This window comes from Candidimonas nitroreducens (assembly GCF_002209565.1).
Lineage (GTDB): Bacteria > Pseudomonadota > Gammaproteobacteria > Burkholderiales > Burkholderiaceae_B > Candidimonas > Candidimonas nitroreducens.
In genome coordinates this window covers 107,452-119,604 of the sequence record NZ_NJIH01000004.1, presented here as the reverse complement: position 1 = coordinate 119,604, position 12,153 = coordinate 107,452, and the positions used below count along the sequence as shown (strand labels likewise).

Here is a 12,153-nt window from a genome sequence, read left to right as displayed (position 1 = left end):
GCACCTTTGCCCTCTAGCATTTAGCCTCGCATTTCCCGATCCCGATCCCGAAGCGCGTCGGCGTGCCTGCGTGGGCGCCGTATCGACCAGACAAAATGGAGCCTGATTTCCGTGGAAAAACCTAGCACCCCGCCTTCCGCAGAGCCGCTGAGCGGCGGCGAATTGGCCGGCATCGACGATGTTCTGGCCCGGCTGGACGAGTTCCGTGCGCGGCGCGGCTATGTGAACCCACAGCAAGGGCCGATGGCGGCCGCGCTGCCTGGGGTGTTCGATGGCTATCGTGTGTTCTACAAGGCGCTGGTGCTGGATCCCAAGCATCTGGCGCCGCTCGAGCGGGAGTTCGTCTGGCTCACGCTGCTGTGCGTCGCCAACGAGATCGGGGCGCATCACATCAAAGAGTTCTTCAAGAGCGGCGGCACCAATGCCCAGGCGGGCGCGGCTTTTCGGCTGGCCGCCTGGGTAAGCGGCGTCAGTGCCTTCGTGTTCATCGAGCAGGGCTGGCATGCCTTTTTCCCCGAGATCAGCGCCCGCCGTACCTATCTGGACGGCGTGGACGCCCTGATCGCGGGCCTGGATGGCGTTACGCCGGAATGGGCGCATCTGGCGCTGCTGTCGGCGCACAGCGGCGCGAAATCGAAATGGGGCGTCGAGGTCGAGCTGCTGGCCTGTTATGCCCTGGGGATCCCCGAAGCGAAAATGGCCGAGGCCATGAGCGTGGCGCTCTGGCCTTGCGGCGCCAACAGCTTCCACGATGCGGCTGGCGTGTGGCTCGAACTGGTGCGTTCCGGCCGCGTGGATGCGTCGCCGCAGTTCCAGGCGTGGGCTCGCTTGCCCAGCCAGGACGGTTTGTAGCCGGCTGCGATGCGTCGCGCGGCCTTGCCGCGTCGACCGGGCCGCCGGGCTTTTCGCGCCTTCGGGGCTGCGTTGTTCCCATCCGGCCTACAATCGGTGTTTTCGGGCAAGCGCGCCGGTTCCTGGCGCGTTTCCTCTTTTTTATCTGTCTGTTTCCTGTTTCCTAGCATATGGCTCAATACGTATACACGATGAATCGTGTCGGCAAGATCGTGCCGCCCAAGCGGCAGATCCTGCGGGACATTTCCCTGTCTTTCTTCCCCGGCGCCAAGATCGGCGTCCTTGGCCTGAACGGTGCGGGCAAGTCGACCCTGCTGCGCATCATGGCCGGCGTCGATCGGGAAATCGAGGGCGAGGCGGTGCCCATGTCGGGCCTGAAGATCGGCTATCTGCCGCAGGAACCCGAGCTCGATCCGGCCGATACCGTGCGCGCCGCGGTCGAGGCCGGCCTGGGCGAGATCTTCTCGGCGCGCCAGCGGCTCGAACAGGTCTACGCCGAATATTCCGAACCCGACGCCGATTTCGACAAGCTGGCCGAAGAGCAGGCGCACCTGGAAGCCGTGATCGCCGCGGCCGCTTCCAGCGGTTCCGACGACATCGAGCACCAGATGGAGATCGCCGCCGACGCCCTGCGCCTGCCGCCCTGGGACGCCGTGGTCGGTACGCTGTCGGGCGGCGAGAAGCGCCGCGTGGCGCTGTGCCGCCTGCTGCTGTCCAAGCCCGACATGCTGCTGCTGGACGAGCCCACCAACCACCTGGACGCCGAAAGCGTCGAATGGCTTGAGCAGTTCCTGCAGAAATTCCCCGGCACGGTGGTGGGGGTGACCCACGACCGGTATTTCCTGGACAACGCCGCCGAATGGATACTTGAACTGGATCGCGGCCACGGCATACCCTGGAAGGGCAATTACAGCTCGTGGCTGGAGCAGAAAGAGGCGCGCCTGGAACAGGAAGAGGCGGCCGAGTCTGCGCGCCAGAAGACCATCAAGAAAGAGCTGGAATGGGTGCGCCAGAATCCCAAGGGCCGCCAGGCCAAGGCCAAGGCGCGCCTGGCGCGCTTCGAAGAGTTGTCTTCCCTGGAATACCAGAAGCGCAACGAAACCCAGGAAATCTTCATTCCCGTGGCCGAGCGCCTGGGCAACGAGGTCATCGAGTTCGAGCACGTCAGCAAGGGCTACGGCGAACGGCTGCTGATCGACGACCTAAGTTTCAAGATTCCGCCCGGCGCCATCGTCGGCGTGATCGGCGCCAACGGCGCCGGCAAGTCCACGCTGTTCCGCATGATCGTCGGCCAGGAGCAGCCCGACAGCGGCGCGGTGCGCATCGGCCAGACCGTCAAGCTGGCCTACGTCGGCCAATCGCGCGAATCGCTGGACGGCGGCAAGACGGTGTTCGAGGCCGTGTCCGATGGCGCCGACCTGCTTACCGTGGGCAAGTTCGAAATGTCCTCGCGCGCCTACCTGGGCCGCTTCAATTTCAAGGGCTCGGATCAGAACAAGCTGGTCGGCAAGCTGTCGGGCGGCGAACGCGGCCGCCTGCACCTGGCCCAGACCTTGCTGGCGGGCGGCAATGTGCTGCTGCTGGACGAGCCCTCCAACGACCTGGACGTCGAAACCCTGCGGGCGCTGGAAGATGCCCTGCTGGAATTCGCGGGCTGCGTGCTGGTCATCAGCCACGACCGCTGGTTCCTGGATCGCATCGCCACCCATATCCTGGCTTTCGAGGGCGATTCGCAGGTGGTGTTCTTCGACGGCAACTACCAGGAATACGAGGCCGACAAGAAGCGCCGCCTGGGCGAAGAGGGCGCCAAGCCCAAGCGCCTGCGCTACAAGGCGCTGAAGTAGCGGCGGGGTGCGCCGCCGGGCGGACGGCAAGGGCAGGAGGGCTTATGGATCGCTTGTGCGCCGGGAATTCCGTGCTGCTGGTGGTGGACATGCAGACCCGCCTGCTGCCCGCCATACATGATCACGCCGCGCTGCTGGCTCGCGCCTCGGCACTGGTGCAGGCCGCGCTGCTGTTGGACGTGCCGGTGCTGGCCACCGAGCACTGCGCCGACCGGATAGGCCCGACCGAGCCCGGGCTGGCGCAATTTGTGCAACGCACCATCCACAAAACCCATTTCGATGCCGCGCGCGAGCCGGGAATGGCCGAGGAACTGCCTTCGGGGCGGCCGAATGTGTTGCTAATTGGCACTGAAGCGCATGTATGCGTGTTGCAGACGGCCATGGGCCTTGCGGCGGCGGGCCGCCATGCGATCATGGTGGCGGACTGCGTGGGCTCGCGCACACCCCTGGATCACCGCCTGGCCCTGGGCCGCGCCGCCCAGCGCGGCATAGAGGTCGCAAGCATGGAAATGGCCATGTTCGAATGGCTGGCCAGCGCGGATCATCCGCGCTTCCGCGAGGTGCTGGCGCTGGTGAAGGGGGCGCCGCCGCCTGCGCAGCAGGGCGAACTCATTTGATACATTAGTTGCCTATGCTCACAGCAACACCAGCGGAAATTTGGAATGCTGGCTTCATAGCTGGTGTTATATTGAATCAACGCAGTTACTCTGCTACGGAGGAAAAAATGAAATACGGCACTATAAGCAAACTCGCGGCTGTTGCGTTGCTCGGCGTGTCCATGGCCGGGTGCTCCACCTGGAACGGCATGTCCCATCGCCAGAAGAGCACGGTGACCGGCGCCGGCCTCGGCGGTGTGGCGGGGGCGGTGATCACCGGCGGCGGCGTACTCGGCACGGTGGGCGGCGCGGCCATAGGCGGCGTCATCGGCAACCAGGTCGGCAAGTAACGATCCGAGCCGGTAAGTAATATACGGCTCCAATACAAACAAGGCCCGCGCAACCGGGCTGCGAGCCGCCTGCCGGTGATCCGGTCGGCGTGCCAGCAGCCCGGCTGCGCGGGCCTTGTACCTTATCCCGTTTCCGAATCAATCGCCCTCGTATCCGACAGCGCGGGACGTGCATGCTTCGCGTCGATGCTTTGTAGCGCGGCGGGCAGGCGCCGGGCGCTGGCGCCCAGGCAGGGCGCGGTGCGCGCGCCGAACCATTATGCGCTGGCTTCGGGCTGGGGCATTTCGATCTTGACCTCCAGCACTTCCAGCGAGTCCTGGCGTTCCAGGTTCACCTTGATGTCGTCGGGGTTGATCTTGACGTACTTGGAGATGACGGCCACCAGCTCTTGCTGCAGTTGCGGCAGGAAGTCGGGCCCGGCGCTGCTGCCGCGGCGTTCATTGATGAGGATGAGCTGCAGGCGATCTTTCGCGACACTGGCGGAGGTTTTCTTTTCGCCGAGCAGGAATGAGAGGAAAGACATCTTATTTGCCTCCGAACAGTCGCTTGAACAGGCCCGGCTTTTCGTAGTCGACGAAGCGCAGCGCCTTGTCCTCGCCTAGATAGCGCGCCACGACATCCTGGTAGGCCTGGGCCACGTCGCTGTCGCGGATGTGGATGGCGGGCACGCCCTGGTTCGATGCCTGCAGCACCGATTCGGATTCGGGGATGACGCCTATCAGCTTGATGCGCAGGATGTCTTCGATGTCCTTGAGCGACAGCATCTCGCCGCCGGCCACGCGCTTGGGGCTGTAGCGGGTGAGCAGCAGGAATTCCTTGATGGGTTCGTCGCCCTTGACCGCGCGCTGCGACTTGGCCGACAGTATGCCCAGGATGCGGTCGGAGTCGCGCACCGACGAGACTTCGGGGTTGGTCACCACCAGCGCGTCGTCGGCAAAGTAGGCCGCCATCAGGGCGCCTGTTTCGATGCCGGCCGGCGAGTCGCAGACGATGTATTCGAAATCCATGTCCTTGAGGTCGTTCAGCACCTTTTCCACGCCGTCCTGGGTCAGGGCGTCCTTGTCGCGGGTCTGCGAGGCCGGCAGGATGAACAGGTTCTCGAGCTGCTTGTCGCGGATCAGCGCCTGGTTCAGCGTGGCTTCGCCCTGGATGACGTTGACGAAGTCGTACACCACGCGCCGCTCGCAGCCCATGATCAGGTCGAGATTGCGCAGGCCGACGTCGAAGTCGATGACCACAGTCTTGTGGCCGCGCATCGCCAGGCCCGAAGAAAAGCTCGCACTGGTGGTCGTTTTGCCCACCCCGCCTTTGCCGGATGTCACCACAACGATTCGCGCCATGACTGTAGATTCCCTCTAGTTTTGTAAATCCCGTAATCGTAATGCAAAAACGCTGCATACGAGTCCGACTTCAAATTGTTTGACCGTGGCTTGGCAACAAAACTTAACCGCAGCCGGGGTGCTTTGCCTATGCTGGTTTGCCCCATCCCGTATCCGGGGGCTTTAGAGGCGCTTGCCGTTCAACGGCCGTCGCTTCCGGCCCGCCGGGCGCTGCGTGTTGCGCGCTGCCTTGCAGCGGGGCCCGAGCGCCGCGAGCCGCTCTGGCCTTCGCCTCAGGCCTCTACCGGAACGATGCGCAGCGACTCGCCTTCCAGCTGCACGATGCCAGGTTTGCCGTGCAGCGCGGGCTCGAGGCGTGTTTCGATGACCCGGTATACGCCGGCAATCGCCAGCAGCTCGGGGTCGAGTTCGGTAGTGAAGATGCGCGCGCTGGTGTCGCCGCGCGCGCCGGCCATGGCCTTGCCTCGCAGCGGCCCGTACACGTGGATGTTGCCGTCGGCGATGACTTCTGCGCCCTGGCTGACCACGCCGATCACGATCAGGTCTGTGTCGCGCGCATAGACCCGCTGGCCCGAGCGCAGCGGTCGGCTGATCACCATCGCCGCCGGGGCGACGGCCGGGTGCTCGGGCGCGGGGCTGGGCTGCGCCGGCCGGCTCGTGCCGCCCTTGGCGGCCTTGCCCTGGGCTGCAGCGGCCTTGCCTTGCGCCGCGGCGGGCGCGGCCTGAGCGGCGCTACCGCCTTTTGCCGGGGCGGCCGTGGCAGAGGCCGAGCCAGCCGCCGGCGGCGCGGCGACTGGCGGAATGTCGTGTTCCGGCGCCGGCGTGGCCGTGGGGCGCGGCACCGCCTTGGCCAGCTCGACGCTGGGCAGGCCCGCCGCCGAGGCCGCGTCGCGCTGCTCGTCGGGCGCCACGGCGCCGATGGGGTGCAGCTTGTGGCTGCGTAGCTCTTGCGCCAGGGCGGCCCAGTCCAGGGGCTCTTCGAGCGCAGAGGCGTCGATGACCACCGGTTCGTTCTCGAAGAACGAGCCGGCGTCGCGCATGCGCTGCGCCAGCGCGGCCTGCAGGTCGGACAATCGGGACGTGCGCAGTACGACCCGCAAGGCGTACAGCGAGGCGCTCTTGATGTCCAGCGCCGGTTGCTCTTCGCGTTGATTCGATGTTTGGCTCACGATCGTCCTTCTGTTCAGGCCCATGAATCCCGCAAGGTCGCGGTGCGGTTGATCACCGGCTTTTCGGGCGTCGATTCTTCCCGGTCGGCCACGAAATAGCCGAGGCGCTCGAACTGCCACGTGGCCCCCGGCTCGGCGCGCGTGCCGGGCTCCAGCCAGGCCTGTACCGTATGGCAGGAATCCGGGTTCAGCGCCTGCAGGAAGTCGCGGTCGCCGCCGTCGGGGTGAGGATCGGAGAACAGCCGGTCGTACAGGCGCACCTCGGCCGCCACGGCGTGCGCCGCGCTGACCCAGGTGATCGTGCCCTTGACCTTGACTGCGTCCGCGCCAGGCGTGCCGCTTTTTGTGTCGGGCAGGTATTCGGCGTGCACTTCCACCACGCGGCCCTGTTCGTCCTTGACGCAGCCCGTGCATTTCACGATATAGCCGTACTTCAGGCGCACGGTATTGCCCGGGAACAGGCGGAAATATTTCTTGGGCGGCTCTTCCCGGAAGTCGTCGCGCTCTATCCATAATTCGCGCGAGAACGGGAATTCGCGTGTGCCCGCGTCCGGGGCGTGCGGGTTGAGCGGCGCGTGGCAGAGCTCGCTGGCGCCTTCGGGATAATTGGTGATCACCAGCTTGAGCGGATCCAGCACCGCCACCGCGCGCTTGGCGCGCGGGTCGAGGTCGTCGCGCAGCGCTTGTTCCAGCAGGCTGTAGTCGATGCGCGAATCGGACTTCGAAACCCCCAGGCGTTCGCAGAACAGGCGGATCGAAGCGGGCGTGTAGCCGCGGCGGCGCAGCCCGGCCAGGGTCGGCATGCGCGGGTCGTCCCAGCCCTGCACATGGCCTTCGCGCACCAGCTGCAGCAGCTTGCGCTTGCTGGTGACCACATAGCTGAGATTCAGCCGCGCGAATTCATGCTGGTGCGGCAGTGGGCGCCGCAGCTGGCCCAGGTCGGCCAGCTTGCCCAGGATCCAGTCGTAGAACGGGCGCTGGTCTTCGAATTCCAGGGTGCAGATGCTGTGCGTGATGCCTTCCAGCGCATCTTCCACGGGATGCGCCCAGGCATACATGGGGTAGATGCTCCAGGCGTCGCCGGTGCGGTGGTGCGGCGCATGGCGGATGCGGTAGAGCACCGGGTCGCGCAGGTTGATGTTGGGCGAAGCCATGTCGATGCGGGCGCGCAGCGCCATGCTGCCGTCGGGATGCTGGCCGGCGCGCATTTCGCGCAGCCGGGCCAGCGACTCGGCCACCGGCCGGTCGCGCCAGGGCGAGTTGCGGCCTTTTTCCGTAAGCGTGCCGCGATTGGCGCGTATCTCTTCGGCGCTTTGCTCGTCGACATAGGCATCGCCCGCCTGCACCAGCGCCTCGGCGAATTGGTACAGGTACTCGAAATAGTCGCTGGCGAAGTAGCGGTTGTCCTGGCCTTGCCAGTGCCAGTCGAAGCCCAGCCACGCGACGGTGTCGGCGATGGCCCGCACGTATTCGTCTTCTTCCTTCTCGGGATTGGTGTCGTCGAAGCGCAGGTGGCAGGTGCCGCCGTAGTCGCGCGCCAGGCCGAAATTCAGGCAGATGCTCTTGGCGTGGCCGATGTGCAGGTAGCCGTTGGGTTCGGGCGGAAACCGGGTACGGATCCGCGCCGCGTCGGGAGCGCCCTGTTCCTGCACTGAGGCCGGGCCGGGCCGGCCGGCCCACAGCCTGCCGGCGTAGCGGCCTTCGGCCAGGTCGCGCTCGATGATGGTGCGCAGGAAGTTGGAAGCGGGCGGGTTGGAATCAGGGTTCATGCTGGCGGAAAACAGGGGGGTAACGAAAAACAATATCATGCAAAGTAGGCATTTTGCCATGTTCCCCGGCTTCCTTCCGCGCCAGCCGTTGCCCGCGCCGGCCGGCCCGCAGTAGTCAGGGCCGGCGAAGGGCTCTACACTACGGCCCATTTAGTGAGTACATGCCAGGGGCGGCGCGGGCCGGCCCTGGCGTCCGACATGGTGAATTCCACTCTCTGGCTCTCGCAGATCCAATTCTTCCTCAGCCTGGGGTTTCTGTCGCTGTTCCTGGTGGTGGAGCTGGGGCTGGCCTGGGTGTTGCTGTATTTCAAGATCCGTGCCCATGTCTCGGGGGTGGCGGCCTGGACGGACGCCTATCGCTTCTGGGTGCGCGTCTTCGCCCTGGCCTTCGTTCTGGCCTTCGCCTCCAGCATGCCGGTGCTGATCCAGTTCGGCAGCCTCTGGCCCGGGCTGATGGGCAAGATCGGCGAAGTCGCCGGCCCGCTGCTGCTGGCCGCCATTCTGACCACGTTCGTGTTCAAGTCGTGCTTCCTCGGCGCCATGCTGTTCGGCCAGCGCCGCCTGTCGGGCCGCCTGCACACCCTGGTGGTGTTTATGGTGGCGGTGGGCGCCACGCTGGCGGCTTTCTGGATTCTGGCGCTGATGTCCTGGATGCAGACGCCCGCGGGCGCCCTGATGCTGGACGGCCAGTACCGCGTCCTGGACTGGCGCGAGGTGCTGTTCAATCCCTCGGTGGGCTGGCACGCGGCGCTGTTGCTGCTGTCGGCAGGCCTGACGGCTGCCTTCCTTATGCTGGGCGTGACCGCCGGCCAGACGCTGCGCCGGCCGCTCGACGACAGCGAGCGCATGGTGTTCAAGACGGCTTTGTGCCTGGCCATGGCCTGCGTGCTGCTGCAGGGCGGCGCCGGCGCCGGAGCCGCGCACATGGTGGCGCGCTACCAGCCGGCCAAGGCGGCCGCGGCGGCGGCATATTGGCACTCGGGCACACAGCCCGACCTGATATTGTTCGCCTGGCCGCAGAATGGCCGCAATCGCGCCGCCTGGGTCTGGCACCATGCCGGCGGCCGCCTGCTGGGGCAGGACAAGGACGGGCGCCTGCTCGGGCTGGATCATTTTTCCGGGATGAGCCCGCCGGTAGCGGCCGTCTTCTGGTCGGTGCGTCTCATGGCGCTGGTGGGCCTGCTGATGCTGCTGGCCAGCTGGGGCACCTATTTGCGGGTACGCAAGCGGCAGTTCGATCCCGGCGCCTTGTCCCGGCGCTGGCGCCGCTTCCTGCGCCTGATGATGCTGTCGGGCTGGGTCGGCAGCCTGGCGGGCATGGCCTATGCCTTGTTCGGCCTGTCGCCCTTCGCCGTCAATGGCACCGTCACCCTGTCCGAGATCTCCGGCACTGCCGGCCCCGAAATGCTGCTCGGCGGCCTTGCCGCCTATGCGCTGTTCTACGCGGTGCTGATGCTCGGCTTTCTGCACATGCTGCGGCACATCGCCCGCTACGGCGTAGTGCCGGTGGCGCGCACCAGGGGTAGGGCATGATCGAGTCGCTCGCCGCTTCGCTGGGCATGAGCGCGCAGGATCCGGCGTTCTGGATGCCCCTGGCCTTCATGGCGGTGCTGTACGCCGTGATCGTGGCCGGCACGGTGCTCGACGGCTTCGACATCGGCGTCGGCTGCCTGACGCTGTTCGCGCCGGCGGATCTGCGCCCGCGCATGGCCGCGCTGCTCAGCCCCTGGCGCGACGCCAACGAGTTCTGGCTGTTCCTGGGCATGGGACTGTTCGTTTCGGCCTTTCCCAATGCCTGGGGCAGCATCATGGGTCAGCTCTACCTGCCGCTATGCCTGCTGGCGCTGGGCGTGCTGCTGCGCTCGGTCTCCTTCGAGTTCCGGCTGCGCTCGCCGGTCGAGATGCAGGCCCGCTGGCTGCTGGGCTTCGGGCTCGGCTCGCTGGTCACCGCCGTGGCGCACGGGCTGCTGCTCGGGCAACTGGTGGTCAGCTACCAGGACGAGCCCGGCTACACCTGGTTCTTGGTGTTCACAGGCCTGTGCGTGCCGGCCGCCTACTGCCTGCTGGGCGCCTCCTGGCTCATTATGCGCGTGGGCGGCAAATTGCGGGTGCGTGCCGTGCTGTGGGGGCGGCGCGCGGTGCGCTGGACCGCCGCCGGGGCGGTGGGCGTGTCCGTGGTGCTGGCCTTCGCCAATACCGGCGTGTTCCTGAAATGGAGCGACGGGCCCGACTGGGCCGTGGTGGTGGGCCTGTGGGGCTTTCTGCTGCTTGCCTTCGTGTCGGTGGAAATGTGCCTGCAGCGCATGATCAACAGCAGCTACCGCACCACCATGTTCCCCTTCATGATGGTGCTGCTGATCTTCCTGGTGACGCTGGGCGGCCTGGGCTACAGCTTCTTTCCCTACCTGGTGCTGGACAACATCACCATCTGGGACGCGGCCGCGTCGGTATCGTCCCTGCGCCTGATCCTGTCGGCCACCGTCATAGCCCTGCCGGTGGCGCTGATCTTCAATATCTGGGTGTACTGGCGCATGTTCGGCCTGTCGCGCCCACCCGTGCCGCCGGATTTCAAGCCTTAGGCAAAATATTTCTGGATGGCCTGCATGGCAAGGCCTCGAGATCGCGCGACGGTTGCCGGTTCAGTTGCGCAATGAGCCGTTGGTTCGGCGATCCGGTTATCGTCGAATACATTCCGGATCGCGGGATGATCAAGGACGATGCCGGCAATCAGCCTGTTCCGTTCCGGCATACCCAGCCGTGCCGCTCCTTAGTCTTCCGTGTTCCCGGCTTCGCCGAGTGGGCGGAACTGGGCGTCGAAATTCTCCAGTGACGGAAAAGAAACCAGGGGGCGCGCATCTATCGCCGCCAGTTCCGTCTCCAGTCGTTCGAGCATCGCCTTCCGTTCTGTCTGAGTGATATACGGAACGTGGTAGGCGATGAAAGGCTCGTGAACCTCGAATCCGACATATCCCAGCGTGCCCTGCTGCAAATGGCGCAGCATGCCGCCCGCCAGCTCTCCGTGGATGCCGTGCGCACCGAACATATGCTCGCGCCCCCCCAGCGCAGTGATGATCATGGCGCGTTTTCCCGTCATCCCGCCACGATCATAGACGCGGCGCCCACCGTAGAATGCCCCGGATAGAAAGACTCGGTCTATCCATCCCTTCAATATGGCCGGGGTCGAAAACCAGAATACCGGGAAGACCAATATCAGCAAATCCGATTCCAGTACTGCGTTGACCTCTTCCTCGATGTCGGGATCCAATGAGCCCTGCGCGTGGGCGTGCCTCTGCTCTAAAGGGTAGACCAGGTAATCCGGCCGGCTCCTGTTGCGGAAGTCGGCGGCGCTGGCTACCGGATTGAACCGCTTGCGGTAAAGGTCGGAAACGGTGACTCGCCAGCCGGCGTGGGTCAGCGCGGTTCGTGCAGTATCCGCCATGGCGGCGACGAAAGAGCGGGGTTCCGGGTGGGCGAGCACGATGCGGGCGCGCTTGCCTTCGACTCCAGCGGTGCTCATGAAACCCCTCGCTGCTTCAGGACGGCAAAGTTGATGGCGTCTACTTCTTCGTCGATGCGCCGATGCACGTCGTAGGGCGACATCAGGAGCCACTTGATACGGGCATACGCCGAGCCGGACTTCGTCGCGAGATATTCTGCTTTTTCCCGCGCCGTGGCGAGCAGCGTCTCCCGGTCGCAGAGTTCCGTCACCATGCCCCAATCGTAGGCCTGTTGACCACTAAAGGCGGCTCCGGACAACATGGCGCGCTTGGCTCTGACCAGGCCTATGGCCTGCGCCAGCAACAGGCTGCTGGCTGCTTCGGGGGCGATTTCCATATCCACGAATGGCAAGAGCAATTGCGCATCTGGTGTGCTGATCACCCAATCCGCGTGCAGCAGCAGCGTGGCGCCAATGCCCACGGCGTGGCCGTGAACTGCCGCTACCAGGGGCTTTCGCAAAGCGGCCAAGGCGTGTAGGAAAGCCGGAACCGGGCCGTCTGGTTGCTGCGGCCAGCTTGAGAACGCGCGCAGGTCATGGCCGGCGCAGAAAGACTCCCCCGCGCCGGATAGCAGCACGGCGCCCACCAGGGGCTCTCGTTCCGCCTCCGCCAGTTCGGCCGCCAGCCGGGAGAACATAGGCATGTCGATGGCATTGCGTTTGTCCGGCCTGTTCAGGGTGATATGTAATGTGTCGCCAAGTTGTTCGGTCAATACATGTGTTGTCATGGTGCCGC

At 65.5% G+C, this 12,153-nt stretch carries 13 protein-coding genes; 6 read left to right on the top strand and 7 right to left on the bottom strand.

What is annotated here, in order from left to right; translation table 11 throughout:
* Positions 1-111: 111 nt before the first annotated feature.
* The 4 genes from CEY11_RS08060 to CEY11_RS08045 all read left to right on the top strand — a co-directional run bounded on the left by CEY11_RS08060 (position 112) and on the right by CEY11_RS08045 (position 3,642).
* Positions 112-852: a hypothetical protein gene (locus CEY11_RS08060; RefSeq protein ID WP_088602873.1), complete on the top strand. Its 741-nt coding sequence runs from the start codon at positions 112-114 to the stop codon at positions 850-852.
* A 170-nt stretch (positions 853-1,022) separates the two neighbouring features.
* Positions 1,023-2,696 (top strand): energy-dependent translational throttle protein EttA, encoded by a 1,674-nt coding sequence (ettA, locus tag CEY11_RS08055; RefSeq protein ID WP_088602872.1) that lies wholly within the window; start codon positions 1,023-1,025, stop codon positions 2,694-2,696.
* Between the two features lie 44 nt (positions 2,697-2,740).
* Entirely contained in the window at positions 2,741-3,313 is a 573-nt protein-coding gene (locus CEY11_RS08050) for an isochorismatase family protein (RefSeq protein ID WP_088602871.1), read from the top strand.
* A gap of 107 nt (positions 3,314-3,420) precedes the next feature.
* The gene (locus CEY11_RS08045) at positions 3,421-3,642 is read left to right on the top strand and encodes a glycine zipper 2TM domain-containing protein (protein ID WP_088602870.1); all 222 of its coding nucleotides are present in this window, start codon (positions 3,421-3,423) and stop codon (positions 3,640-3,642) included.
* A 257-nt stretch (positions 3,643-3,899) separates the two neighbouring features.
* Here the strand turns inward: CEY11_RS08045 and minE are convergent, their stop codons facing one another.
* From minE to CEY11_RS08025, 4 genes are all read right to left on the bottom strand, one after another.
* Positions 3,900-4,166: a cell division topological specificity factor MinE gene (minE, locus tag CEY11_RS08040; protein WP_088602869.1), complete on the bottom strand. Its 267-nt coding sequence runs from the start codon at positions 4,164-4,166 to the stop codon at positions 3,900-3,902.
* 1 nt (position 4,167) lies between these two features.
* Positions 4,168-4,983, bottom strand: a complete 816-nt coding sequence (gene minD / locus CEY11_RS08035) for a septum site-determining protein MinD (protein WP_088602868.1) — start codon at positions 4,981-4,983, stop codon at positions 4,168-4,170.
* 272 nt (positions 4,984-5,255) lie between these two features.
* Entirely contained in the window at positions 5,256-6,152 is an 897-nt protein-coding gene (minC, locus tag CEY11_RS08030; RefSeq protein ID WP_233154787.1) for a septum site-determining protein MinC, read from the bottom strand.
* A 14-nt stretch (positions 6,153-6,166) separates the two neighbouring features.
* On the bottom strand, positions 6,167-7,921 hold the full coding sequence (locus CEY11_RS08025; RefSeq protein ID WP_088603213.1) for a glutamine--tRNA ligase/YqeY domain fusion protein: 1,755 nt from the start codon (positions 7,919-7,921) through the stop codon (positions 6,167-6,169).
* Between the two features lie 198 nt (positions 7,922-8,119).
* On the opposite strand from CEY11_RS08025, the gene CEY11_RS08020 reads away from it, so the two are divergent.
* The gene (locus tag CEY11_RS08020; RefSeq protein WP_088602866.1) at positions 8,120-9,454 is read left to right on the top strand and encodes a cytochrome ubiquinol oxidase subunit I; all 1,335 of its coding nucleotides are present in this window, start codon (positions 8,120-8,122) and stop codon (positions 9,452-9,454) included.
* Positions 9,451-10,500 carry a cytochrome d ubiquinol oxidase subunit II gene (locus CEY11_RS08015; protein WP_088602865.1) on the top strand — a complete coding sequence of 350 codons (1,050 nt, stop codon included), beginning with the start codon at positions 9,451-9,453 and terminating at the stop codon, positions 10,498-10,500. Before CEY11_RS08020 ends, CEY11_RS08015 begins: the two co-directional genes overlap by 4 nt.
* On the opposite strand, the gene CEY11_RS25355 is transcribed toward CEY11_RS08015, so the two are convergent.
* Genes CEY11_RS25355 through CEY11_RS08005 form a run of 3 tightly spaced genes read right to left on the bottom strand, consistent with a single transcriptional unit; the run spans position 10,497 to position 12,130 of the window.
* A complete protein-coding gene (locus tag CEY11_RS25355) occupies positions 10,497-10,670 on the bottom strand; it encodes a hypothetical protein (RefSeq protein ID WP_158215234.1) in 174 nt (57 codons plus the stop codon). The two genes, CEY11_RS08015 and CEY11_RS25355, sit on opposite strands and share 4 nt — an antisense overlap.
* Before the next feature lie 18 nt (positions 10,671-10,688).
* Positions 10,689-11,438 (bottom strand): NAD(P)H-dependent oxidoreductase, encoded by a 750-nt coding sequence (locus CEY11_RS08010; RefSeq protein ID WP_088602864.1) that lies wholly within the window; start codon positions 11,436-11,438, stop codon positions 10,689-10,691.
* The gene (locus CEY11_RS08005; protein ID WP_233154786.1) at positions 11,435-12,130 is read right to left on the bottom strand and encodes an enoyl-CoA hydratase-related protein; all 696 of its coding nucleotides are present in this window, start codon (positions 12,128-12,130) and stop codon (positions 11,435-11,437) included. The genes CEY11_RS08010 and CEY11_RS08005 overlap by 4 nt, the downstream gene beginning before the upstream one ends.
* Positions 12,131-12,153 lie beyond the last annotated feature (23 nt).

What these genes read in the sequence shown, in the direction of transcription:
- ettA (WP_088602872.1), top strand. Translation starts at nt 1,023, where the DNA reads ATGGCTCAATACGTATACACGATGAATCGTGTCGGCAAGATCGTGCCG.
- CEY11_RS08050 (WP_088602871.1), top strand. Translation starts at nt 2,741, where the DNA reads ATGGATCGCTTGTGCGCCGGGAATTCCGTGCTGCTGGTGGTGGACATG.
- CEY11_RS08045 (WP_088602870.1), top strand. Translation starts at nt 3,421, where the DNA reads ATGAAATACGGCACTATAAGCAAACTCGCGGCTGTTGCGTTGCTCGGC.
- minE (WP_088602869.1), bottom strand. Translation starts at nt 4,166, where the DNA reads ATGTCTTTCCTCTCATTCCTGCTCGGCGAAAAGAAAACCTCCGCCAGT.
- minD (WP_088602868.1), bottom strand. Translation starts at nt 4,983, where the DNA reads ATGGCGCGAATCGTTGTGGTGACATCCGGCAAAGGCGGGGTGGGCAAA.
- CEY11_RS08025 (WP_088603213.1), bottom strand. Translation starts at nt 7,921, where the DNA reads ATGAACCCTGATTCCAACCCGCCCGCTTCCAACTTCCTGCGCACCATC.
- CEY11_RS08020 (WP_088602866.1), top strand. Translation starts at nt 8,120, where the DNA reads ATGGTGAATTCCACTCTCTGGCTCTCGCAGATCCAATTCTTCCTCAGC.
- CEY11_RS08015 (WP_088602865.1), top strand. Translation starts at nt 9,451, where the DNA reads ATGATCGAGTCGCTCGCCGCTTCGCTGGGCATGAGCGCGCAGGATCCG.
- CEY11_RS25355 (WP_158215234.1), bottom strand. Translation starts at nt 10,670, where the DNA reads ATGCCGGAACGGAACAGGCTGATTGCCGGCATCGTCCTTGATCATCCC.
- CEY11_RS08010 (WP_088602864.1), bottom strand. Translation starts at nt 11,438, where the DNA reads ATGAGCACCGCTGGAGTCGAAGGCAAGCGCGCCCGCATCGTGCTCGCC.